The organism is Nonomuraea sp. NPDC049480 (assembly GCF_044465905.1).
Lineage (GTDB): Bacteria > Actinomycetota > Actinomycetes > Streptosporangiales > Streptosporangiaceae > Nonomuraea.
In genome coordinates this window covers 112,968-137,722 of the sequence record NZ_JBITMD010000022.1, presented here as the reverse complement: position 1 = coordinate 137,722, position 24,755 = coordinate 112,968, and the positions used below count along the sequence as shown (strand labels likewise).

Genomic DNA, 24,755 nt, shown 5'->3' with positions numbered 1-24,755 from the left:
GTGTGCTGGTGATCTCTCCCCACGCCGATGACGAGGTACTCGGCTGCGGCGGTCTGATCGCCGCGCAGGTCGGGGCGGGGGCCGAGGTCCACGTCCTGTACCTGGCGGTCGACGGCATGCGGCACTACGGCCTCGACGGCGCCACCACCTACCGGCAACGGCTGGACGAGATCGAGGCCGTCCGGGCCACACTGGGCTTCTCCTACGAGATCGCGTACGGCGACATGGACCTGACCGAGCGGCTGGACACGCTGCCGCGCAGGGAGCTGGTCGACCTGTTCGAGCAGGCCCTGAACGAGCGGCGGCCCGACCTGCTGCTGCTGCCGAGCTTCGCCGACTACGACCAGGACCATCTCGCGGTGTTCGGTGCCGGGTTCGCGGCGGCCAGGCCCATCGCCCAGCAGTTCGGCAAGTGGCTCGTGCCGACCGTGCTGCTGTACGAGATGTCGAAGATCCAGTGGGCGGCTGAGCCGATGCCGCGCTCGACGGCCTACTGCGACATCAGCGCCCACATGGAACGCAAGCTGGAGGCGCTGCGCGGTTACAAGAGCCAGCACCGCCCCTCGCCGCACATCAGGAGCGAGGAGTCGGTGACGGCGCTGGCGACGCTGCGTGGCGCTGAGATCGGAGTCACATACGCCGAGGCGTTCGGCGTGCTGAGGGAGGTCCTGTAAGGGTGGTTCTGTGAAGACGTTCGCGTTCTGCACCGGTATGGAGTTCGCGGCACCGGCCGTGGACGTGATGGCCGCTCAGGGCACTCCCCCGTCGCTGCTCATCGGCTACCCGCCCCAGTTACGGCACCGCTCGGGCTACGCACCGCTGCAGGAGGCGGCGGCCAAGTACGACATCCCGCTGCTGGAGACCGCCGACATCAACGACGGCCGGGCGCACAAGCTGATCACCGACCTGGGCATCGACCTGCTCGTGGTCGCCGGCTGGTCACAGCTCGTCCGCGAACCGCTGCTGTCGGCGTGCCCGCTCGGCTCGGTCGGGTTGCACCCCACCCGGCTGCCCGAGGGCCGGGGGCGGGCTCCCCTGCCCTGGACGATCATCAAGGGCATCCGGTCGAGCGCGGTCAGTCTGTTCTTCCTGAACGAGGGTGCCGACGAAGGCGAGCTCATCGCCCAGCGCGAGTTCGCGGTGAGCCGCCGCGACGACGTCACCGAGGTGTACCGCAAGGTGACCGAGATCAACATCGGGCTGCTCGCCGAGTACGTCCCGCTGCTGCTCGCCGGCCGGGTGGTGGGGCGCCCGCAGCCGCCGGGCGGATCGGTGTGGGAGCGGCGGCGGCCGGAGGACGGCCTGATCGACTGGTCCAAACCCGCTGGCGAGGTCTACGACTGGGTACGCGCGCTGGCCGCGCCGTACCCAGGAGCCTTCACCTTCGTCGACGGGCGCAAGCTGCTCGTGCACAGCGCGGACCTCATCGAGTGGGGTGAGCACCGAGAGCCGCCGGGCACCGTGCTGGCGCCGGTCTGGTCGACCGGCAGCGCCGGAGTGCTGGTGGCGTGCGGCTCCGGGCTGCTGGTCGTCCGCGAGGCTCAGTGGGAGGACGCCGGACGACATGACGCGCTGGCCCTGTTGGAGTCCGGCGAACTCCCGGTAGGCACATGCCTGGGGACGTGACGCTCACCGGGGCGGTGATGGCGCATCCCAAGCGCAGGGAGGCGGCCATCAGCCTGGCGGGCGGCGTCCTGGACGTGGTCACCGATCCGGATCCGGGAGGGCGGCCGTCGGCGTTCCGGACGTCGCTGCTGGCGTGGTCGAGCATTCCCGAGGGAGCCACCCACCACGTGCTGCTCCATGACGACATGGTGCTGTCGGACACGTTCTTCGAGCGGGCGGCAACGGCCGCCCAGGCCATGCCGGACGCGGCGCTCGCGCTGTTCGCGTTCTGGAACTCGCGCAACGGCGCCGCCGTGCGGCTGGGCGCGCTCGCCGGGGCACGCTGGGTGCGCGGGGCCGGGGAGTACACGCCCGTCGCGGCGCTGCTGCTGCCCCGGCGGGTGGCCGAGGGGTACGTGGAATGGGCGCGCGATCGGGGCGACACGTGGCCGGACGACGTACTGATGGGCCGCTATCTCCGGCAGGCCGGTGTGCCGGTGTACGTCGCGGTGCCCAGCCTGGCCGAGCACGAGGACCTGGCGAGTCTGGTGGAGAACGACTTCCAGGGGTTGCGGCGCTCGCCCTGCTTCTTCGCCGACGAGCCACTCTCCGGTGAGGATCGGGTGCTCGGGACTTTGACCGCGATCCCGTTCTTCAAGCGAGGCGTGGCGCAGTGCGCGGTGCCCGGCGCCTCGGGGTGGCGGGACATCCGCTGTGAGGACTACCTGGACGGGCGGGGCTTCGACGTCGGCAGCCTGCGGGCGCGTTTCGAAGGCCGCTGGTGGCCGCTCTGGCTCACGGCCTTCACCATGGGCGTGGTCCAAGAGAGTTCGGGGGATCGCCGGGTGCTGGATCGGGCGTTGGGGACCATGGGTGCCGGTGGGCTCTGTCATGAGCTCGGGTCTCGCGAGCTGGCCCGGCTGTCGGACGAGCTCCACGACGTCGCGCGGAACGGGCTCGCGGCGGGGCTCGCGGCGTCCCCACAGGCTCTCGAACGACAGACGGTGGCCGTGACGGGGGCTGACACGTGGCTGCGCGAGCAGGTCACGTGGGCGCTCGCGGACCGCGGCTACCTGGCCTCCCGTGATCCCGACGCGGTGGTGCACGTCTGCGCGCCGGACCCGGACGCCGACCCGGCCGAGGAGGTACGGCTGGCGCGAGCGGCCTTCTCGGGCTTCGCCGGGCGGAAGATCCTGCTCAGCCCAGGCGGCTCGCGCGGGATCGAAGTCGAGGAGGCGGTGGTGTTGCGCCTCGGCGAGCCGTACGGGCCGGGGATGCCGCAGGGCGGGACGGTGATGGAGCAGGTGCTGCGGTCGTCGCTGAACCGGCCGCTGCGAGCCGGTGGCCAGGCGGGGCAGCTCGTGCACGTGCGGGACGTCGCCGCTGCCGTCATCGCCGCGCTGACCCGCGGAGCAGGGGTGTACGACATCGCCGGCCCGCGGCCGGTGAGCGGGCTGGAACTGGCCGAGGCGGTGGCCAAGGCGGTCCGTCCCGTACCGGTCGAGGCCGGTACTGACGCGGGGGCGGCGGGGGCGGCGGTGGACGTCGAGCGGGCCTTCAGCGAGCTGGGGTGGCGGCCGGAGGTGGATCTCGACTACGGCCTGCACACGTGTGCGCAGTGGCTGGCCTACGAGAGCGATCGCCAGTAGAGCCGCCATCGGAGTCGTGCGTCGGGAGCCGCGATGACGAGCCGTCCTGAGGCGGCGGCCAGCGCGACACGGCTCCCGGCGAGAGCCGGTCCGGGGCCGCCGCTCCCGGAGGGTGCCGATGCGGGGATGGTCGTGGTCCAGGCCGGGCCGAGGTCGGTCCACTCGATGTCCTGACGGTCGACCGTTCTCGTCAGGACGCGGTCGCCCGCGATGGCGAACAGGCGCCCGTTCATCGCCGTCAAGCGCGTGGCCCCTCCCCCGCCGCCCATCCGGGCCCAGGCGGCGTCCGCGAGCCTGCGGATGGGGAGGTACCAGAGCTCGTTGTCCGAGGTGAGGGCGAACAGGGCCTCGTCGGCGGCGGCCAGGTCCGTTGTGCGCTCCGGAGCTCGGCTCACGTCCGTCCACGGGGCCGAGGAGAGAACGGGGTCTCGGTAACGGATGGCGCCGTCGGCGGCCAGGCCGTACAGGCCCGCCGGCGGGCCGCCGTGGGCCTCGCGGGGGGCGGCCAGCGCCTGGGCGTCGGTGACGTCGATCGGGCGCCAGGGCAGGTTCTGACCGGACAGGTCGCGCATGCTCAGCACTCCGCCGGACCCGGCGGCGAAAAGCCGGTTCTCGCACACGACGAGCGCGACCGGCTGGGCTTCCGCGGCCGGGAGCGGCTGGGGCTCCGGTGCCGGGAGCCGCGCGGTTTCCGAGGCGGGACGCAGTGGGCCGGCCGGGCCGATGTCCTCCCACTGCGGCGGGCCAGGAGGGCGGGAGAGGCGGTCCAGGACGTTGCGGGTGATGCGAGCCAGGACCGGATCGGTGGCCAGGGTGTTGCCCCAGTTGATGGTGCCCGCGTTGAAGATCGTCCCGGCCCCCAGCCGGTGCACGCCCATGGTGGCCGCGCCGCCCCTGCCGTAGCTGCGCCAGTGCGACAGGTCCGCCGTGGCGAGGACGACGAACGACGGTGGCGTGCCGTCGCGGCCCGTGGCCCGGGGTACGCCGTCCAGCCACTCCAGGTCGGCGGCGTCCGTCTCGTAACCGAGCGCGCCCCTGCCGAACGTGTCGCCGTCCCGCAGGCCGGTGCCCGCGTAGACCCAGTGGTCGGTGAAGCGGGCCGTGTAGGACTCCTGGGACATCACCCGCGAGTCGACCCAGCAGCCGGCGCCGTTGCGAAAGGTCAGCCCGGTGAGGGTGTTCTCGGGACGGTTGACGGGGTCGCTGGGCCACTCGACGGTGGTGCGGCCGGGGTCGGTGCGCGAGAGGGGGTCGGCGACGGCGTCGCGGTAGCAGACCATCGTACGAAGGTCGTCCTCGAAGCGGACCTGCCACCAGCAGGTGTTGCCGGAGAATATGGCGATATTTCCACCGCCCCGCGCGAACGCCTCCACCGCGTCCCGCATCTCCCACGACCAGTACTCGTCGTGTCCGTTGATCACCAGCAGCCGGTAGCGGCTCAGCAGGTCGAGACCGTCGTGCAGGTCCAGCCCCGAGCAGTAGTCGACCGCGTACCCCGACGGCCCGAGCCACCGCAGCAGCCCGAGCTCCCACTCCTCGACCTGCGGTCCCGCCCCCGGCCGGTCGAAGCTGACCTTGACCGCGCGATCGGGCTGCTCGGACTGGTAGAGCCCCTCGCCGGGGACGCCGGGCCGGTTGTACGCCTCCCAGGTGGGAAAAGGAATCGCCACCAGCACCGACGAAGCGGGCGCACTCCCCCGTACGACGAAATATGCGGACCCGTCGCCCAGGACGGCGCGATAGAGCGAGCTGGGCCAGTCCGAGCCCACCTTGAGCGTCCAGGTGTCGCCGTCGGCCGTGTCCCGGAGCACGACCCGCCCTGACGGCACGTCCTCGACGCTGATCGCGCCCCCGTCCCCGAGCAGGTGGAACCGGAGGGTCTCGCCCTGTGCGCACGACGTGGTCGCCGCGTACAGGCTCATGCGACCGCCGCCTCGACCAGCATCGACTCCATGTCGAGCAGGAACCGTTCGATCCCCGGCGGCGCGAGCAGCGCGGTGTCGGCGTACAGCGACACCTCCATACGCCCCGGCTCGCCGCCGAGGTGCAGCCGGAAGTCGCAGATGTTGCGGTCCATGGTGTCCGTCCAGGCCAGCTCGGTGCGCTCCATCGAGGCGCGGATGGCCCGCTCGTCCAGTCCTGTCGCCCCGTCGCTCTGCACCAGCCGCTGGTCGTTGAAGCAGCCGAACGACCTGATCCCCGGCCCCACGCCCGACACCGCCGCCTCCATCGCGTACGGATCGAACTGGGCCTGCCGATACGCCCGCAGGGCCACTCGCCAGCCCTGCCGCACCAGCTCCCCGAAGTCCGAGGTGCGCAGGTCGAGGAGCACGAGCCCCTCCTGCGAGATCGTGGAGACCACGTCGCGGCGATCGGCCGCGAACCGGTTGTTGACGATCACCCGCATGCCGCAGAACCGCTGGCCCGTGAGCCGCCCGGCGAGCCGGACCGCGGCCGTGAGCAGCACCGTCGAGGAGCTCACCCGCTCTCGGGCCGCCACGGCCTGCGCCGCCGCGGCGATCGCCGTGGAGGTCATCGTGGCTTCCCAGAACCGCGGGTGCCGGGGGACGTCTGAAAGGATCACGGGGTCCATGCGACGGTATTCGGACAGCCAGAAGGACAGGGCCTCGTCCGACACACGCATGCCCTCGGCCGAGCGCTGCCACTCGGCGATCTCGCGCGGCGTGGCGGTCTCCACCGGTGGCAGCGAATCGCGCAGCAGGAGCAGCCGGAAGTCCTTCACCAGGAGTTCGGCCGCGTGCCCGTCGGCGGCCAGGTGGCAGAGGACCAGCACGACATGCCGGACATGGTCGCCGGTCACGAGGAACGCCACCCGCAGCGGCCACTCCTCCCAATAGTCGAACGGCTCGGCCGACAACCGGTCGCACACCACCTGCGCGGGCTCGTCCGTCACCTCGACATACGGCCGGGCGATGGGCGAGATCCGCTGCCGGGGGCGGTCGCGGGGCCCGCTGAGCCGGGTACGCAGCGCCTCATGCCTGGCGACGAGTTCGTCCAGGGCTTTGACGGCGCGCTCGATGGTCACGGGCCGCTTCGGCGCGGCGAAGATCCGGCCGATGTTGAGATAGTGCTCCTCCGGCCGCGCCGCCACGACGGCCCGCCAGATGTCCTGCTGCCCCCAGGTGAGCGGCGACTCAAGCATGGAGCCGCAGGTAGTCCACCAGCTCGTCCAGGCTGTCGGCCGACGCCAGGTCGAGTTCGACGCCGAACTCCGCCTCCACCGCGTCGATCAGCCTGAGATAGCCGAGCGACGTGACGCCGAGATCGGCCAGCCTGGCCTCGCCCGCCAGCACCTCGGCTGCCTCGACCTCGCCGTCGGTGGCCTTGGCGACCAGATCGGCGAGCCGTCCGCGTAGCTCCTTGTCCGTCTGCACCTGGAAAAGTCCTCCCGTTTCAGGGAAATCCGGGGCGAGTGTGTCATGCGGGGCCAGATGGCGGCAAGCGCCTACCGGTAAGGGGTTGACGCAATTGTGCATTTTTTCTAGCGTCTTGCGGCAGCCCGATAATAATTTTGGGGGGTGGTTCAGTCGGCCCTTCCTGTCCCTGCTCTACTACGCTCACGAGCCGCCACCGCCCCCGACCACGAAGCTCTCATCGTCGCCGGAACGGGCGGCCTGACACTCGGCGAGTGGGACGAGCGCTCCGACGCCGCCGCACACGGCCTGCTCGACCGGGGCGTACGCCGAGGTGACCGGGTCGCGCTGGTGTTCGGCGGCGGTGACTGGCTCGACTACGCGGTGAGCTGGATGGCCGTGCTGAAGGCGGGCGCCGTCGCGGTCCCGCTGTCGGACCGCCTGGCCGCGCCGGAGCTGGCCCGCCTGATCGAGCACTGCGGCGCGACGACGACCATCCGGCGCGGCGACGAGCTCAATGGCGCGTCCGGCCCGAGCGCGTCCGGCCCCGTCCAGTCCGACGCGGTCCCGTTCGAGGCCGATCCGCTCGGCCTCGCCCAGATCCTCTACACCTCCGGCACCACCGGGCAGCCCAAGGGCGTGGCCGCGAGCCACGCGAATCTCACCTCCCCGCCCGTCCACCCCAAACGCCGCCCGTTCGCTCACTCCAGGCATCTCGTGCACGCGTTCCCCATCGGCACGAACGCCGGCCAGGTCATGCTGCTCCACGCGTTGACCGCCGCGCCCACCGTGGTCACCCCGCCGCTGTTCACGCCGGCCCGCTTCGCGGCGCTCATCGAGTCGTACGCGGCGGGGACCGTGTTCGTCGTGCCCGCGATGGCCATCGAACTGCTCGGCGCGCGCGTCCAGGACCGCTACGACCTGTCGAGCGTGCTGCTGCTCGGCTCGGCCGCCGCCGCGCTGCCGCCGAAGGTGGCGGCCCAGCTGAGCGAGGCGTTCCCGAACGCGACGGTCGCGAACTACTACACCTCGACCGAGGCGGCCCCGGCCCAGACCGTCATGATCTACGACCCCGACCGGCCGGGCGCTCTCGGGCACGCGGCCGGCAGCTTGAAGATCGCGGACGCCGACGGGAACCCTGCCGGGCCGGGCGAGACCGGCGAGGTGTGGCTGCGTACCCCGGCGCACTCCCGCGCCTACTACGGCGAGCAGCGGAACGACACCTTCCGGGACGGCTGGGTACGCATGGGCGACCTCGGCTACCTCGACGACGAGGGCTACCTGTACCTCGTCGACCGGGAGAGCGACGTGATCAAGTCGGGTGCCTTCAAGGTCTCGACGCTCCAGGTCGAGGCCGCGCTGCACGAGCATCCGGCCGTGTCCGAGGCGTCGGTGTTCGGCGTGACGCACCCGGTCATGGGCATGGCGGTGGCGGCGGCCGTCGTGTCCCGCGAGCCGGTGACGCTGGCGGGCCTGCGGGCCTTCCTGTCCGAGCGGCTCGCCCAGCACGAACTGCCCACCCGGCTGCTGTGCGTGGACGCGCTGCCCAGGAACACCGCCGGAAAAGTGATCAAGCGAGAACTGCGCAGTATGGCAGAGGAGTGAACATGGTCCTGGCGTCGCAGGCGCAGCACGGGATGTGGATCACCGAGGTGATGCACGGCACCGGCACGGCCTACCACATGCCGTTCGCCATGTGGTTCGACGGCCCGCTGGACCGGGAGGCGATGCTGGCGGCGTGCCAGGCCGTGGTCGCGCGGCACCCGGTGCTGAGCTGTGCCTTCGAGGAGCGTGACGGCTCGCTGCACCTGGTGCCCGCCACGAGCGTCCCGCCGATCGTGTTCGTCGTGGAGCCGGACCCGCGGACCCTGATCGAGCGGGAGATCGCGCTGCCGTTCGAGCTGTCCACCGGGCCGCTGGCCCGGTTCACTCTGGTGGAGATCTCGCCGTCGCGGCACCTGCTGCTGTTCGTGGGTCATCACCTCGTCTTCGACGGCATGTCGAAGGACCTGCTCGTCCGGGATCTCGCCGCCGCCTACTCCGGAGCCCCGTCTCCGCCCCTGCCCATGCCGTACGGGACTGCGGAGAAGCCCTCGCTGGAGGCGCAGGCGTACTGGCGGGCGCGCTGGCGCGAGGTGCCGCACGTGGTGATCAACGGGGTGACCAGGACACCGCAACTGGCCGAGCGCGGCGAGACCGTGCTGCGCGACCTGACTCACGACATGCCCGACCTGCCCGGCGTGACCAGATTCCAGGTGTTCCTCGCCGCCGTGCACGCCCTCCTTCACCGGTACGGCAACGCCGACACGTCCGTGGCCGTGGCCATGTCGACCAGGACCGCCGAGACCCGGGACCACATCGGCCTGTTCGCCACCGAGCTGCCGGTGTTCTCGTCGTTCCCGTCCGGGGGCTCCTTCCGCGAGCTGGCCCTGGGCATCAGGGACGAGGTACGCGAGCTGAACGCCTTCCGCGAGGTGCCGGTGGCCAGGGCGGTGGGCGGCATCAAGCCGAGGGCTGCGCTCGCGCCGGTGTCCATCAGCTTCCGGCGGCGCGCACCCGACCAGGTCTTCCCGGGGCTGAGGCTGTCGGTGGAGTGGAAGATGTCCAACCACATGGTCAGGAACGCCCTCCATCTCCAGGCCGTCGACGGCGCCGACGGCCTGCTCCTCACGCTGCACTACAGCCCGGACGTCATCTCCCGGCAGGACGTCGAGCTGGCCGCGGACCACCTCGCCGCGGTGCTGCGCGCGGTCTCCGCCGATCCGGAGGTGCGACTCGCCGACCTGCCGCTCCCCACTGCCCCTCTGGACGTCACCCTGCACACCACTGGGGCCACGCCGGAGGCCGGGCCCGCGCACGCCGGAGCCGAGCCGATCGAGGAGGAGCTGATCGAGCAGGTGCGGCTGATCTGGATGGAGGTCCTGCGGATGGACCACATCGCGCCGGACGAGGACCTCTACGACCTCGGCGGGCATTCCCTGACCATCACGCAGATCAGCGCGCGGATCAGGAAACGGCTCGGGGTGGAGGTGCCCTTCGACGTGTTCCTCGACGATCCGACGATCATGGGGGTGGCCGCGGCCATCGACGGGCTGCGGCCATGATCTCTTTAGGTCAAGAGCGGCTCTGGTTCCTGCAGCGGCTCGACCCGTCCGACGCGGCCTACCGGGTGGCGGTGGTACGGCGGTTGCGGGGGACGCTCGACGTCGAGGCGCTGACGGGGGCGTTCGGGGATGTCGTGGAGCGGCATGAATCGTTGCGCACGAGGTTTCCTGACCAGGACGGGCTGCCGGTCGCGGTGATCGACCCGCCGGGGGCGGTCCCGGTGGAGCTCGTCGCGTTCGAACGGGCGGGCCCGGAGGGGCCCGTGCTCGATCAGGTCGCGCGGCTGCTCGGTGAGCGCGCCAACACGCCCTTCGATCTGGCCTCCACCCCACCCCTGCGGATCACGCTGGCCCGGCTGGCGGACGACGACCACGTGTTGTGCGTGGTGCTCCACCACATCATCGGCGACGGCTGGTCCCTGAACGTGCTGATGAACGACCTGGCCGCCTTTTACCTCGCCCGCGCGGAAGGCGTACCGGTCTCCCTTCCCGACCTGCCCGTCCGCTACGCCGAGTACGCCGACGCCCAGCGGATCTCCGGCACCGGCGCCGGCATCGACTACTGGACGAGCCGGCTCGCCGGGGCGACGCCACTGGAGCTGCCCACGGACCGGCCGCGTCCCGCCCAGCGGAGCAGCGCGGGCGACGACGTGGGCTTCGACCTGCCGCCCGAACTCGCCGACGCGCTCTCCCGGCTGGCCAGGGCCGAGCGCTCGACGCTGTTCATGGTGCTGCTGGCCGCGTACCAGGTGCTGCTGGCCAGGCATGCCGGGCAGGACGACGTCGTGGTCGGCTCGCCCACCGCCGGTCGCGACCGGCCGGAGCTGGAGCCGATGGTCGGGCTGTTCGCCTCCACACTGGTGCTCCGGGGGGATCTGTCAGGGGATCCGCCGTTCGCCGAGCTGCTGCGCCGTACCCGCCGTACGGTGCTGGAGGCGATGGCGCACCGCGAGGTGCCGATCGAGCGGGTGCTGTCCGCGCTCGACATCGAGCGCGACCTGTCACGTACGCCGCTGTTCCAGGCGATGCTGGCGCTGCACAACTCCGCGGTCGGCTACGGCGAGGCGGAGTCGTTCGCCGGGATGACGAGCCTGCCGTTCCCGCACGGGGCCCCTCCGGCCATGGTGGACCTGCGGATGGATCTCTGGCCGTCGGGCAGGGGCTGGCACGGGGCGTTCTTCTACAGCACCGAGCTGTTCGACCGGGAGACGGTGGCCCGGCTCGCGGCCCGCTTCCTGACCTTGCTCGCCTCGATCGTCGCCTCTCCCGAGGCTCGGCTGTCGGAGCTCGGCCTGCTTCCCGCCGCCGAACGCGCGCTGCTCGACCGGGCCTCGAACGGCCCGCCCCTGGAGCTGCCGGCCGCGACCGTGGTGGACCTGGTCATGCGGCAGGCCCGGCTGCGTCCGGACGCGACCGCCGTCTCGTGCGGCGACCACCACCTCTCCTACGCCGAACTCGCCGCCCAGGCCCTGCGGGTCGAGGGCGAACTGCGGGAGCGGGGCGCGGGGCCCGGAGCCGTGGTGGCCGTCCGCCTGCGGCGGTCGGTGGAACTGCCCGGGACGCTGCTCGGCGTGATGCTGACGGGAGCCGCCTACCTGCCGATCGACCCGGAGCTTCCGGCGAGCCGGATCGCCTACGTGCTGACGGACTCGGGAGCCCGGTTCACCCTGGGCGGCGACGACCCACCCTCGGCCATCACCTCTGGACCCGCCACCGCCGGGCCCGACGGCGGGCCTGACGGCGGGGCCGCCGCCTACGTGCTCTACACCTCCGGTTCGACCGGCCGCCCGAAAGGGGTGGCCGTGCCCCACTCGGCGCTGGTGAACCTGCTGGCCGGGATGGAGCACCTGCTCGGGGCGGGACCGGCGGACGTGTGGCTGGGCAGCACCTCCCTCTCCTTCGACATCGCGGGGCTGGAGCTCTATCTGCCGCTGGTGACCGGCGGGCGGCTGGTGCTGGCCGACGACGAGACCGTGCGCGACGGCACCGCGCTGGCCGGGCTGATCTCCGCGTCGGGCGTCACGCACGTCCAGGCCACCCCGTCGGGCTGGAACATGCTGCTGTCCGCCGGGCTCGACGCGTCCGGGCTGGTGGCGCTGGCGGGTGGCGAGGCGCTGCCGCTGGTGCTGGCCAGGCGGTTGCGACGGAGGGTGGCGCGGCTGTTCAACATGTACGGCCCGACGGAGACCACGATCTGGTCCACCGCCTGGGAGGTCCCCGCCGAGCCCGGCCGGGTGAGCATCGGACGGCCGATCGCCGGCACCCACGTCCACGTGCTCGACCGCGCCGGCGCGCCGGCGCCGGTCGGCGTGCCCGGCGAGCTGGCGATCGGCGGGGCCGGACTCGCGCTCGGCTACCTGGGCAGGCCGGAGCTGACCGCCGAGCGCTTCGCGAACGGGCTCTACCGGACCGGCGACCGGGTCAGGTGGCTCGGCGACGGCAACCTGGAGTTCCTCGGGCGGGGCGACGGCCAGGTGAAGCTGCGCGGGCACCGGATCGAGCTGGGCGAGATCGAGACCGCCCTGGAGTCGCATCCGGAGGTGCGGCAGGCGGTCGTCGTCGTCCGCGAGGACGAACTGGTCGCCTACGTGGTGAGCACGCCTCCCGCCCGGACCGCCGGTCCCCTGGGCCACCCGGCGGACCTGCTCGAACACGCGGCCGGATGGTTGCCCGCCTCCATGGTGCCCCGTGTCGTGGTGGCGCTCGACGCGCTGCCGATGACGCCCAACGGCAAGGTCGATCGGCTGTCGCTGCCCGCGCCGGAGGGGCCGGTGGCGGGCAGGGGAGGCAGGCCGCGCACCGCCCGCGAGCGGCAGGTGGCCAAGATCTTCGGCGACGTGCTCAGGATCGGCGACATCGGCGTGGACGACGACTTCTTCGCCCTCGGCGGGCACTCGCTGCTGGCCACCCAGGTCATCGCCAGGCTGGAGGCCGCGGGGGCGACGGTGCCGCTGCGGACGTTGTTCGGGCAGCCGACCGTGGCCGGGTTCGCGGCGACGCTGGAGGGTCTGCCCGACGAACCGGGCCGTCCCCCGGCCCCGCGCCCGCCCGGCACGCTGCCTCCGCTCTCGGCCGCCCAGGAACGGCTGTGGTTCCTGCACCGGCTCGATCCGGACGACGCCTCGTACAACATGTACATCGTGCGCAGGCTTCGCGGCCCGCTCGACCCCGAGGCGCTGCGACGGGCACTGACCGCGCTGCTCGCCAGGCACGAGTCGCTGCGTACGCGCTTTCCCGAGGTGGACGGGCGGCCGGTCGCCGTCGTCGAGCACGCCGCGCCCGCAGCCGTCGAACGGCTCGACGCGCGTGACGAGGCGGAGGCCCGTACGTGGGTCGCCGCCCGCACCAATGCCCCCATGGACCTCGGTACGGCGCCGCCGCTCCGGATCACGCTGATCCGTCTGGGCGCCGACGATCACGTGCTGTGCATGGTGCTCCACCACATCATCGCCGACGGTTGGTCGATCACCGTCCTCCTGAACGACCTGGCCGCCCTGTACACCGAGGCCCTGTCGAGCGAGTCCCTGTCGAGCGGGGCGGGGGGCCTGGCGCCGCTGGTCGTCCAGCACGGGGATGTCGCGCGGTGGCAGCGGGAGCAGGACGGGACCGCGGCGCTGGAGTACTGGCGGGAACGGCTCGCCGACCCGCCCACACTGGCGCTGCACACCGACCGGCCGCACACGCCGGGTCCGGCGCGGGGTGACTTCCACGTGCTGGACATCCCCGGCGATCTGGCCAAGGCGCTGGACGCGACGGCGCGGAGGCAGCGCAGCACGCTGTTCATGGTGCTGCTGACGGCCTACCAGGTGCTGCTGGCGCGGCACACCGGTCAGACGGACGTCCTGGTCGGCTCGCCCACCGCCGGGCGGGACCGGGTGGAGCTGGAGCCGATCGTCGGCTATCTCAGCACCACGCTGGTGCTGCGCGGTGACCTGTCGGGCGACCCCACGCTGGACGAGCTGCTGGCCAGGACGCGGCGAACGGTGCTGGACGCGATGGCGCACCAGGACGTGCCGTTCGAGCGGCTGCTGGCGGATCTGGATGTCGAGCGGGACATCACCAGGAAGCCGATGTTCCAGACCATGCTGACGCTGAACAGCCAGACGGCGGACGGGGAGCAGGATCGGCTCGGCGACGAGCTGGAGATGTCGTACTTCGACGATGGCTGTCGTCAGGCCAAATTCGATCTGGTGGTGGAGGCCTGGCGGGCGCCGGGGCGGCTGCGGGTGGCGTTCGGGTACGACGCGGGGCTGTTCGACCCGGAGACGGTGGCGGGGCTGGCTGAACGGTTCGCGGTGCTGCTACGCGGAATCGCCGACCCGGACAACCGGCATGCCCGCCTGTCGAGCCTGCCGATGCTCACCGCCGCCGACTCGGAGCTGATCGCTTCGGCGGGTGGCGACGGGAACGCCGTGCCGGGTGCCGACGTGCCGGAGATGATCGCGGAAGCCGTCGCCGCCCACTCCCATGAGCCGGCCGTCGTCTGCGGGTCCGAGAGCGTGACCTACGGCGAGCTGGCCGAGCGGGTGTCCCGGCTGGCCACCGAACTGACGCGGCGCGGCGCGGGGCGTGGTGACGTCGTCGGCCTCCGTCTCGGCCGGTCGGTCGACGCCGTGGTGGCGATGCTGGCGATCTGGCGCACCGGAGCCGCCTACCTGCCCCTCGACCCCGGCTATCCCGCCGCGCGCCACCAGCACATGATCACCACGAGCGGCGCCCGCCTGATCGTCTCCGACGGCCTGCGCATCTCAGGCGGCCTTTCCGCCTCCGGCACGAACCGGGATCCCCACGATCGGCTTGTCCCGGACGGTCCCCACCTCGGCCAGGACCCCGGCGACGGCCTCGCGTACGTCATCTACACCTCCGGCTCCACCGGCACCCCCAAGGGGGTGGCGGTCGAGCACGCCGGCCTGGCCGCCCGGGTCCGGTGGATGCGCCGCGAGTACGGCCTGCGTCCCGGAGATCAGGTGGTCCAGCTGGCCTCCCTGAGCTTCGACACCCACGCCGAGGAGCTCTACCCGGCGCTGACCACCGGCGCCACGGTCGTGCTCGTCCCCGACGGCGGCGCCACCCTCCCCGATCTGCTCGCCGAACGTCCCGGCATCACCGTGCTCGACCTCCCGACGGCGTACTTCCACCAGCTCGTGGACCTGATCGACGAGATCGCCTGGCCGGCCGCCCTGCGCCTGGTCGTCATCGGCGGCGAACAGGTGCACGCCACCGCGCTGACCCGTTGGCGGCGGCGTTTCGGCGATCGGGTGCGGCTGGTCAACACGTACGGCCCCACCGAGACCACGATCGTCGCGACCGCCGCCGACCTGGCGGGCGGCCCCGGCGCCGGCCGGCAGGGTGGCGGCGCGCCGCCACGGACGACCTACGGCGACGATCCGCACCCGCCGATCGGCCGCCCGATCCAGGCCACCACGATCCGCGTCCTCGACGCCCATGGAGCGCCCACACCGCCCGGCGCGCCCGGTGAGCTGTACATCGGCGGGCCGGGCGTCGCCCGCGGCTATCTCGGCCTGCCGGAGCTGACGGCCCAGCGCTTCGTCCGGCTCCCCGACGGCGGCCGGTACTTCCGCACCGGCGACCGGGTCCGGCTGCGCCCTGACGGTCTGCTGGAGTTCCTCGGGCGGATGGACGAGCAGGTCAAGGTGCGGGGCTTCCGCATCGAGCCGGGCGAGGTCGAGCACTGCCTGCGCACGCATCCGGACGTGCGGCAGGCCGCGGTTGTCGCCAGGGACGGCGAGCTCGTCGCCTATGTGGTGGGCGAGGTGGCCGGACTGGCCGACCATGTGGCCGGGCGGCTTCCGCCGTACATGGTCCCCACTCGCTGGGTCGTACTCGACGCGCTGCCGCTCACCGCGAACGGCAAGCTCGACCGCGGCGCGCTGCCGGAGCCGGGCCGCGCCGCGGGCCAGGAGGCCACGCCGCCGCGTTCGGACGCGGAGGAGCTGGTCGCCGACGTCTGGGCCGAGGTGCTCGGCGCGGACAAGGTGGGCGCGTTCGACGACTTCTTCGCGCTCGGCGGGCACTCGCTGCTCGCCATCAGAGTGGCGGCCCGGCTCCGGGCGATCGCGGGTGTGGATCTGCCGATCCGTACGCTGTTCGCCCGCCGGACCGTCGCCGAACTGGCGCGCGCCGTCGAGGAGGCGTTGCTGGCGGAGGTGTCCGGGCTGTCCGACGAACAGGCGCTGAGCATGCTGGATCCGGAGGACACGGCGTGACCGAGCTGACCGAGGCCCAGCGGGCGCTGCTGACCCAGCGGCTGCGGCGGCGCAAGAGCGCGGCGACGATTCCGGCGCTGCGGGAAGGGCAGGCGCCGCCGCTGTCCTACGCCCAGGAGCGGCTGTGGTTCATGGAGCAGTACGCGCCGGGCAACCCCGCGCACACGATCCCGTTCGTACGGCGCCTGCGCGGCCCGCTCTCCGCGGACCTGCTGGGCGACGCACTGAACCGGGTCGCCGCCCGCCACCAGCCGTTGAGGACCCGCTTCCCGGTCGGTGACGACGGGCAGCCCGCGGTGACGGTCTCGGCCGCCGTCACGGTCCCGCTCACCGTCGCCGACCTCACCTCCCCCGCTGGGGGATCCACTGGGTGCTCCACCGACGAGGCGCGGGCTCTGGCCGACCGTTTCCTCGCCGAGCCGTTCGACCTGGCGACCGGGCCGGTGATCAAAGCCCTGCTGGTACGGCTGGCGGCCGACGATCATGTGCTGGCCATCGCCGTACACCACATCGCAGCCGACGGCTGGTCCGCGAACATCCTGCTCCGCGAGATCCTGACCTGCTACGACCGGGATCCGCTGCCCGAACTGCCCGTCACCTACGGGGACTTCGCCGCCTGGCAGCGCGGGCGGCCCGGCGACGCGGACGACGTGGCCTACTGGCGCGAGCGGCTGGCCGGCCTGCCGCCGCTGGAGCTGCCCACGGACTTCCCCCGGCCGCCCGAGCTGACCTACCGCGGTGCGGCACACCATTTCGCCGTGGACCCCGCTCTGGTCACGCGGCTGGAGCGGCTCGGGCGGGAGCACGGCGCCACGCCGTACATGGTGCTGCTGGCGGCTTTCGCGGCGCTGCTCGGCCGCTACGCCGGGCAGGAGGACGTGGCGGTGGGCTCCCCCGTGGCCGGGCGGTCGCTGCCGGAGCTGGACGGGCTCGTCGGCTGCTTCATCAACATGCTCCCTATGCGGGTGGATCTGTCGGGCGATCCGTCGTTCCTGGAGTTGTCGCACCGGGTGCGGGACATGTCCATGGACGCCTACGCGCATCAGGAGCTGCCGTTCGAACGGCTGGTCTCGGAGCTGAACGTGCCGCGGGACGTGTCACGGTCGCCGCTGTTCCAGGTCCTGTTCGCGATGCAGAACTACGGTGGCGAGCCGTCATCCACTGGCGAGCTGGCCGTCGAAGGGTTCTCGCCGGGAGTGTGGGCCACCCGATTCGATCTGGAGCTGTACACCGGCGGCGATGGTTCGTTCCTGTTCGTCTACAACGTCGCACTGTTCTCCGCCGAGCGGATCTCGCGCATGGCCGGGCATCTCAGCGCCATGCTCGACGGGATCGCGGCCGACCCCTCGGCCCCCGTCTCCACGATCGAGCTGCTCACGGCACCGGAACGGGCGGAACGGGAGCGGTGGAACGACACAGGGCTCGACCTCGGCGCGGCCGGCCTGTTGCACCGCCCGTTCGAAGAGCGGGTGCCGTACGCGCCTGATGCCGTCGCGGTGACCCACCCGGGCGGCGAGATCACGTACGCGGAGCTGGACCGGCGGGCCGGGCTGCTGGCCGCCGAGCTGACGTCAGCGGGCGTGGGGCGTGGCGAACTGGTCGCGGTCGTGATGGAGCGAGGGTGGGAGCAGGTGGTCGCGGTGCTGGCCATCGGCAAGGCCGGAGCGGCGTACCTGCCGATCGACGCGGACCTGCCGGACCAGCGACGCTTCGAGCTGATGGCACGCGGCGAGTGCCGCGTCGCGGTGACCCAGCCGCGGCTCGACCTGACCTGGCCCGCCGACGTGACCCGCGTGACAGTGACCTGTCCCACCGCGTCCCCGGCGGACAGCGCGTACCCCGAGTGCCCGGCGTCGCCCGGCGACCTCGCCTACGTGATCTTCACATCGGGCTCGACCGGCGCGCCGAAAGGCGTGATGATCGAGCACCGAGCCGCACTCAACACCATCCGCGACATCAACCACCGCTTCCGCGTCGGCCCCGCCGACCGGGTCCTCGCCCTGTCGGCCCTGAGCTTCGACCTCTCCGTGTACGACGTCTACGGCGCCCTGGCAGCCGGGGCGACCCTCGTCATGGGCGAGCCGTCGGCCGACAAGGACCCCGCCGCCTGGGCTCGCCTGGTCACCGAGCACGGCGTCACCGTCTGGAACTCGGTCCCCGCCCTCATGGAGCTCCTGGTCGACCACGCCGAGCACGAAGGCACCGACCTGAGCTCGCTGCGCCTGGTGATGATGTCAGGCGACTGGATCCCGCTGACCCTCCCCGACCGGATCCGCGCCCTGGCCCCGGAGGCCGAGATCATCAGTCTGGGCGGCGCCACCGAAGGTTCGATCTGGTCCATCTTCCACCCGATCGGCGAGGTGGACCCGGGGTGGTCGTCCATCCCCTATGGCCGCCCGCTGGCCAACCAGTCCTTCCACATCCTGGACCGCGGCCTGTGCGACGTGCCCGTGGGCGTGCCCGGCGACCTCTACATCGGCGGAGCGGGCGTGGCCACCGGCTACTGGCGCGACCCAGACCGAACCGCCGCCGCCTTCATCCCCCACCCGCGCACCGGCGAGCCCCTCTACCGGACGGGGGATCTGGGCCGCTACGCCCCGGACGGCACGATCGAGTTCCTCGGCCGCGCCGACGCGCAGGTGAAGATCCGCGGCTACCGCATCGAACTGGGCGAGATCGAGACCCACCTCTCCCGCCACCCGGACGTGACCGAGTGCGTGGTCACCACCCACGGCTCCGGCACCCAGGCCCAGCTGGTGGCGTACGTGGTCGGCGAGCCGGATCCGGTACGCCTGCGCGCCCATCTCGCCGAGACCCTGCCCGGGTACATGATCCCCAGCCTCTTCGTCCCCCTCCCCCAGCTGCCTTTGACGGCCAACGGCAAGGTGGACCGGCGCCGCCTCCCCGCCCCCACGTCATCGGTGGAACGGGCGGAAGCGGGCGAGCGCATCGCGCCGGCCACGGAGGCGGAGCGCCTGGTCGCCGCGGTCTGGGCCGAGGTACTCGACGTGGCCACCCCTGACGGCGCGGCCATCGGGGTCGATGACGACTTCTTCGACGTCGGCGGACACTCCCTGCTGGCGATCAAGGTGGTGGCCAGGCTACGCAGGGTGTTGCCACCCGGCGCGGCGCCCATCGCCGTGGTGGACCTGTTCAAGCACCCGACCGTCCGCGAGCTGGCCGCGCTGGCCGACGGCACCGCTACCGCGTCGCGGGGCCTCCTGCACGAGCTGACGCCTCGCCGTGCCGCACCTCCTGAGCTCACCTATGTGTGTGTGCCGTACGGCGGAGGCGCGGCGGTGGTCTACCAGCCGCTGGCGGATGCCCTGCCGGAGACGTACGCCCTGTGGTCGCTCGCCATCCCCGGGCATGATGTCGGCCTGGATGAGGAGCGGCTGCCGCTGGACGAGGTGGCGAGCAGGTGCGTGAGCGAGATCCAGGAGAAGGTGCACGGGCCCGTCGCGTTGTACGGGCACTGCGGCGTGGGGTCGGCCCTGATCGTCGAGATCGCGCGGCGGCTGGAGGCAGCGGGGCGCGAGCTCGAAGCGGTGTACATCGGGGCGATCTTCCCGTTCGCCCGCCCGGGGAACGGGCCCATGGCGGCGCTGTCCAAGCTGGCCAGGCGCGAGTTCCTGCGGAGCGACCGCAGCTATGTCAACTGGCTGACGTCCATGGGTCTGGACATGGGCGACCTGGAGCCGGGGCAGGCTCGGCACATCATCAAGAACATGCGGCGTGACAGCGAGGCCGCGGAGGAGTATTTCACCGGGCTGTTCGAGAGCTCGGTGGAGCGGTTGCGGGCGCCGATCATCAGCGTGGCGGGAGAGCACGACCCGGCGACCGAGTACTTCGAAGAGCGGTATCGCGAGTGGCACTTCCTCACGCCCACGGCCGCCGTGGTGGAGTTGGACGAGGCTGGGCACTTTTTCCTGAAATATCGGGCGGCTGAGCTCGCCGAGATCGTCACCCGCACTCACCCCGCCATCGGACACCTCGCCACCGAAAACGTCGCCACCGAACACCTCGCCACCGAACACCTCGCCACCCGACCGAGCGAGCCGGACTCAGCCCCGGACTCAGCCCCGGTCACAGCCCCAGAGGCGGGTCCAGAGGCCATAGGTGGGGTCAGTTGGCGGGTGCGGGAGGTGTCGCGAGCCGGAGCGCGGGCCGCCGCGACCGGGCCGCAGCCGAGCATGAAGCGGTTCATGGCCGTCGCCTCCGGTCAGTTGGTGTCTCTCCTGGGGTCAGCGCTGACCGGGTTCGCCATCCCCATCTGGATCTATCTGACCACGGGCTCGCTGGCGCAGTTCGCCTTGCTCTCCGTGATCGGGCTGGTCCCGGGGATGGTGGTGGCCCCGTTGGCGGGCGCGATCGTCGACCGGGGGAACCGGCGGGCCGTCATGCTCGGCAGCGACGCCGCCGCCGTCGGCACCCAGCTCCTCTTCGGGGCACTTCTCTGGACGGGGAACCTGCAGACCTGGCACGTCTACCCCCTCCTCGCGGTGTTGTCCGTGGCGCTCACATTCCAGCGGCTGGCCTACACCTCGGCCGTGCCGCAACTCGTCCCCAAGCGTTATCTCGGGCACGCCAACGGCATCGTCCAGATGGCCGGTGGCATGACGCAGTTGCTCGTCCCCCTCGCAGCCGTCGGGCTGATGGCCGCGATCGGGCTGGAGGGGATACTCGTGCTCGACGTGGCCAGCTACGTGTTCGCGATCGTGGTGACGTCGCTGGTGCGCTTCCCCGCCGCGATGGCCTGGCGCCGGAAGGAGCCGGTGCTGGCGGAGATGACGGCCGGGTTCCGCTACTCCTGGCGGAACCCGGGGTTCCGCCAGATGCTCCTGTACTTCGCGGTGCTGAACATCTTCCTGTCGCCCCTGTTCCTGCTGATCTCGCCGTTGGTGCTCTCCTTCGGCACGCTGGCGGACGTGGGCCGGATCTCGTTCGTGTCCGGCCTGGGGGTCTTCCTCGGCGGTCTGACCATGACGGCCTGGGGCGGCCCCAGGCGGGGGCGGATGCGGGCGGTTCTGTGGTGCACGCTGGCGCTGGCGGTGTTCTGCCTGGTGACGGGGTTGCGGGCGGATCTGGTCACGATCGGGATCGGGGCGTTCGGGATGTCGCTCTGGGTGACGCTGCTGAACGGCATCTATGCCACGATCGTGCAGGTCAAGGTACCGCAGCGGTTCCATGGGCGGGTGTTCGCGCTGAACACGCTGATCGCCTGGTCCACACTGCCGCTCGGCTTCGGGCTCGTGGCGCCGTACGGCGCCGCGGTGTTCGACCCGCTGCTCGCCCCTGACGGGTCGCTCGCGCCGACCGTCGGAGCGCTCATCGGGACGGGCGCCGGGCGCGGGGTGGGGCTGATGTACCTGCTGTTCGCCCTGGCGATGGCGGTGCTGGCGGTGGTGGCGCTGCGATCGAGACTGCCGGGGCTACTGGACAGGAGCGCCGACGCGACCCCGGACGACCTGGTCGGGCTACAGGCCCTCGGACGAACGCTCTAGGATCTCCTTCAGCGCCTGGAGGAACAGGACGACCTCTCTGCCGTTGATCATCCTGTGGTCGTAGGCCAGGCCGATCGCCGCCACCGTGCGCTCGCCTTCGGGCTGTGGCGAGGTGAGGGCGATGGCGCAGGCCTGGCCGGGGAAGATGATCGGGATGGCCATGATGATGTCGGCGTCGTGATGGAGGGTGACGACGATGTTCCCGCCCGTGAGGTGCTCTTCGCTGAAGCCGCCGTGCTGAGCGAGCTTGCGGAATTCGGCCAGGCGCTCGGCGATGTCGGGCACGGCCAGGCGGTCACGGATCACCGGCACGTAGAGGCCGGTTCCCATGTCGATCGTCACGCCTACGCGTGGCTGATCGGGGATGCGGACGGTCCGGTCGTCGATGAGCTCGGCGAAGAACATCGGGAAGTCGTCGTGCAGTCGGGCGACGGCGGCGATGAGCAGGTCAGGGAGGCCCACCAGCCTGCGTAGTCGTCTGGTCAGGGTCCGGGCCGTCGTCAGGGCGGGGGTTACGTCCACCTTTATTGCGGTGTATCCGGCGGGGATGGTCTGGTGCGAAAGGGTGACGATTCGGCCGACGGCGCGCTGGTGGTTGGACAGCGTACGGGGCTGCCCGCTGCCGGTGGACATTTCGGCGGCGGCGAGCCGTTCCACGTCGGTTCGCCGTACCACCTTGACGTCCAGCCCGGCCACCAGCGCGGGGTCGAGGCCGAGCTCGTCCAGCAACGCGCGCGCCGGCGCCGTGATGATCGGCCCGTCGGCGGCGGGCACCGGCTCCGGATCGGGGTCAGGCTCCGCGGCGGGCACCGGGCCGACTCGGGCGATCAGCTGGCCCGGGGTGCACGTCGCGCCCGTCCGCAACAACTGGGTGAGCACCCCGTCCTGCTCGCTGACCAGCTCGTCCACTGTCTTCGACGTCTCCAGCGTCACCAGCGGGTCATCCCGCCGCACCGGCGCGCCGTCCTCCGCCAGCCACTCCAGCAGCGTGTACTCCGAGTCGTTGTTGTTCAGCTTCGGGACCCGGATCTCACCCATCGAGCGCCTCCAGTACGGCCCTGCAGATCGTGCTGTCCTGCAACACCACGTCACGCTCCAGGTGAGCGGCCGTGGGGATCACGCTGTCGGCCGAGCTGACCAGGCGGATCGGCCGCCGGAGTGAGCCCCACAGCCGGGTGTGCAGGTCGGCGGCGAGGTGGCCGCCCCAGGTGCCGCCCGCGCTGCCGTCCTCCGCCACGCAGATCAGTCCCACCTGACCGAGCAGTGGCAGCAGCGCGGCGGGGTCGAACGGGTACAGGCGCGACGGGACGAGCACGGCGCCGGCGAGGTCATGGGAGAGCAGCAGGGTCCGCATGGCGGCGATGGCCCGGTGTGCCACGCCACCGGGGGCGATCAGCGCGTAGTCGAGGTCGCCGTCGAACCGCACCACGGCGACGTCTTCCATGAGGTCCCAGGTGAACAGCTCGTCCACGTCGTACATCCGGCGGGTGTAGAGGACCTTGTCCTCGAAGAGCAGGCAGGGCTCTTCCAGCGCGAGCATGCGGTCGAGGACGGCGCGGTTGTCGTGGAACGGCGACATCTCGAAGAGGGAGAGGCCGGGCACGCCGATGAAGTGCTTCTGCAGGTTCTGGCTGTGCGTGGGGCCGTAGCCGCGGTTGCCTCCGGAGGGGCAACGGATGATCAGCGGCATGGGGACGCGCCGGCCGTACATGGAGACGGACTTGCTGGCGAAGTTCACGATCTGGTCGAAGGCGAGCGCGGCGAAGTCGCCGAACATGATCTCGACGATGGCCTTCTCCCCCGCCAGTGCGAGGCCGGAGGCGGCGCCGACGATCGCGTTCTCGCTGAGCGGCGTCGTCAGGACCCGGTCGGGGAAGCGGGTGGACAGGCCACGGGTGATCTTGAAGGCGCCGCCGTAGGGGTCCAGGAGGTCCTCGCCGAGCACGTACACGCCGGGGTCGTCGCCGAGCAGGCCGTGCAGGGCCTGGTTGAGGTTCTCGCCCACCCTCACGCGGCGGTCCAGGCGGCCAGGGGCCGGGCGGCCACCTCTTCGGCGATCGTGTCCATGCGGGAGCGGGCCACCGCTTCGATCCGGGCCGACTGGTCGGGGTGTTCGGCCTGGTAAGAGGCGTACCAGTCGAGGCGAACGGCATCCGGCGGGCGCGTGTCGTCACCCTTGCTGTGCGGGCCGAGGCGGTGCGTGGCGAATTCCACCACCAGCGGCGAGCCATCCCTGACGGTCTCCACCAAAGGCGCCAGATGCCGCCGTATTTCGGCGACATCCAAGCTCGACACCTGTGTGCACCCGATCCCGAAGGCGGCCGCCCGCCCCGCGACCGTGCCCGCCATCTGGAGCTCGGTGGGCGTGGACTGGGCGATGCCGTTGTGCTCGACCACCACGAGCAGCGGCAACCGCCAGAGCTGCGCCATGTTCAACGCCTCGTACACCGCACCCTCGCCCCACGTCCCGTCACCGATGTACACGCAGGCGAGCGCGCCGGGCTCGTGCCGCTTCAGGTGCAGGGCGACCCCGGCGGCCACCGGCAGGCTCTGCCCTTGCACCCCGGTCGACAGGTAGCGGTCGCGGCGCAGATGCTGACTGCCCCCAACCCCATCGCACACGGCGCCCTTCCGTCCCATGATCTCGGCGAGCAACCCTTCGGGGTCCTCGAACCGGGCCAGGTAGTGGCCGTGACCGCGATGGTTGCTGAACACCCAGTCACCATCGCTCAGCAGCGGGCGCAGGGAGACGGGGACGTACTCCTGCCCGAGGCAGGTGTGGGTGGTGCCGTGGAGCTCGCCCCGCTCGAAGAGCGCGAGCAGCTTCTGTTCGAAGGACCGGATCAGCAGCAGCAGCGCCAAGTCCTCATCAGCCAGCCTGTTCATAGGCCCCTTGAGTCCCGGGAGAACCTTGAGAAAGGCTATACAACACCGACTTGTCACGTCTACGGCTGATCATCGGAACGAGTCCCGGAGCGCGTCTCCGCTCCCACCGACACCGTCAGCGTGTCTCAGGTTACGTGCCTGCTGAGTGGCCCAGGCGCCGGTCGGGTTGTCACGCCGGCGATGTGCGGGCGGCGCGTACCGTGCTCCACGAAGATCAGAACGTAGATCCGGGTGACCTGCGCGGCCCTCCACCGCGGGCCGCAGCTCCTTCCTGGCCTGGCTGCGAACCGGGAACGGCCCTCAAGCCACCTCGATCGAGCCGTGCAAGTCCCGATTTTCCGAGGCCACGGTCGCGGTCCGGCTGCGCGCCGTGATCTCCTTCTACGGCTGTCACCTGTTCAACGGG

Annotated in this window: 13 protein-coding genes; 7 read left to right on the top strand and 6 right to left on the bottom strand. The window is 71.6% G+C overall.

Annotation, left to right across the window (positions count from 1 at the left end; translation table 11 throughout):
- The first annotated feature begins 8 nt into the window (after positions 1 to 8).
- From ACIBX3_RS44465 to ACIBX3_RS44455, 3 genes are read left to right on the top strand one after another with little or no spacing between them, the layout of a single operon-like run.
- Positions 9 to 674 carry a PIG-L deacetylase family protein gene (locus tag ACIBX3_RS44465; protein ID WP_397126662.1) on the top strand — a complete coding sequence of 222 codons (666 nt, stop codon included), beginning with the start codon at positions 9 to 11 and terminating at the stop codon, positions 672 to 674.
- A 10-nt stretch (positions 675 to 684) separates the two neighbouring features.
- Positions 685 to 1,626, top strand: coding sequence for a methionyl-tRNA formyltransferase (locus ACIBX3_RS44460; RefSeq protein ID WP_397126661.1), 942 nt, complete (start codon positions 685 to 687; stop codon positions 1,624 to 1,626).
- A complete protein-coding gene (locus ACIBX3_RS44455) occupies positions 1,611 to 3,254 on the top strand; it encodes a hypothetical protein (protein ID WP_397126660.1) in 1,644 nt (547 codons plus the stop codon). Before ACIBX3_RS44460 ends, ACIBX3_RS44455 begins: the two co-directional genes overlap by 16 nt.
- On the opposite strand, the gene ACIBX3_RS44450 is transcribed toward ACIBX3_RS44455, so the two are convergent.
- The 3 genes from ACIBX3_RS44450 to ACIBX3_RS44440 are packed head-to-tail and all read right to left on the bottom strand — an operon-like array spanning position 3,233 to position 6,649.
- Positions 3,233 to 5,176, bottom strand: coding sequence for a N,N-dimethylformamidase beta subunit family domain-containing protein (locus ACIBX3_RS44450; protein ID WP_397126659.1), 1,944 nt, complete (start codon positions 5,174 to 5,176; stop codon positions 3,233 to 3,235). The genes ACIBX3_RS44455 and ACIBX3_RS44450 overlap by 22 nt on opposite strands.
- Positions 5,173 to 6,417: a condensation domain-containing protein gene (locus ACIBX3_RS44445; protein WP_397126658.1), complete on the bottom strand. Its 1,245-nt coding sequence runs from the start codon at positions 6,415 to 6,417 to the stop codon at positions 5,173 to 5,175. Before ACIBX3_RS44445 ends, ACIBX3_RS44450 begins: the two co-directional genes overlap by 4 nt.
- A complete protein-coding gene (locus tag ACIBX3_RS44440) occupies positions 6,410 to 6,649 on the bottom strand; it encodes an acyl carrier protein (protein WP_397126657.1) in 240 nt (79 codons plus the stop codon). Before ACIBX3_RS44440 ends, ACIBX3_RS44445 begins: the two co-directional genes overlap by 8 nt.
- A 144-nt stretch (positions 6,650 to 6,793) precedes the next feature.
- On the opposite strand from ACIBX3_RS44440, the gene ACIBX3_RS44435 reads away from it, so the two are divergent.
- From ACIBX3_RS44435 to ACIBX3_RS44420, 4 genes are read left to right on the top strand one after another with little or no spacing between them, the layout of a single operon-like run.
- Positions 6,794 to 8,233, top strand: a complete 1,440-nt coding sequence (locus ACIBX3_RS44435; RefSeq protein WP_397126656.1) for a class I adenylate-forming enzyme family protein — start codon at positions 6,794 to 6,796, stop codon at positions 8,231 to 8,233.
- Between the two features lie 2 nt (positions 8,234 to 8,235).
- Positions 8,236 to 9,732 carry a condensation domain-containing protein gene (locus ACIBX3_RS44430; RefSeq protein WP_397126655.1) on the top strand — a complete coding sequence of 499 codons (1,497 nt, stop codon included), beginning with the start codon at positions 8,236 to 8,238 and terminating at the stop codon, positions 9,730 to 9,732.
- The gene (locus ACIBX3_RS44425) at positions 9,729 to 15,959 is read left to right on the top strand and encodes an amino acid adenylation domain-containing protein (protein ID WP_397126654.1); all 6,231 of its coding nucleotides are present in this window, start codon (positions 9,729 to 9,731) and stop codon (positions 15,957 to 15,959) included. The genes ACIBX3_RS44430 and ACIBX3_RS44425 overlap by 4 nt, the downstream gene beginning before the upstream one ends.
- Positions 15,956 to 21,463, top strand: a complete 5,508-nt coding sequence (locus ACIBX3_RS44420) for an amino acid adenylation domain-containing protein (RefSeq protein ID WP_397126653.1) — start codon at positions 15,956 to 15,958, stop codon at positions 21,461 to 21,463. The genes ACIBX3_RS44425 and ACIBX3_RS44420 overlap by 4 nt, the downstream gene beginning before the upstream one ends.
- Here ACIBX3_RS44420 and ACIBX3_RS44415 read toward each other — a convergent pair.
- The 3 genes from ACIBX3_RS44415 to ACIBX3_RS44405 are packed head-to-tail and all read right to left on the bottom strand — an operon-like array spanning position 21,437 to position 24,349.
- Entirely contained in the window at positions 21,437 to 22,501 is a 1,065-nt protein-coding gene (locus tag ACIBX3_RS44415; protein ID WP_397126652.1) for a 2-oxo acid dehydrogenase subunit E2, read from the bottom strand. The two genes, ACIBX3_RS44420 and ACIBX3_RS44415, sit on opposite strands and share 27 nt — an antisense overlap.
- Positions 22,494 to 23,474: an alpha-ketoacid dehydrogenase subunit beta gene (locus ACIBX3_RS44410; RefSeq protein WP_397126651.1), complete on the bottom strand. Its 981-nt coding sequence runs from the start codon at positions 23,472 to 23,474 to the stop codon at positions 22,494 to 22,496. The genes ACIBX3_RS44415 and ACIBX3_RS44410 overlap by 8 nt, the downstream gene beginning before the upstream one ends.
- Positions 23,471 to 24,349, bottom strand: a complete 879-nt coding sequence (locus ACIBX3_RS44405; protein ID WP_397126650.1) for a thiamine pyrophosphate-dependent dehydrogenase E1 component subunit alpha — start codon at positions 24,347 to 24,349, stop codon at positions 23,471 to 23,473. The genes ACIBX3_RS44410 and ACIBX3_RS44405 overlap by 4 nt, the downstream gene beginning before the upstream one ends.
- Positions 24,350 to 24,755: the final 406 nt, after the last annotated feature.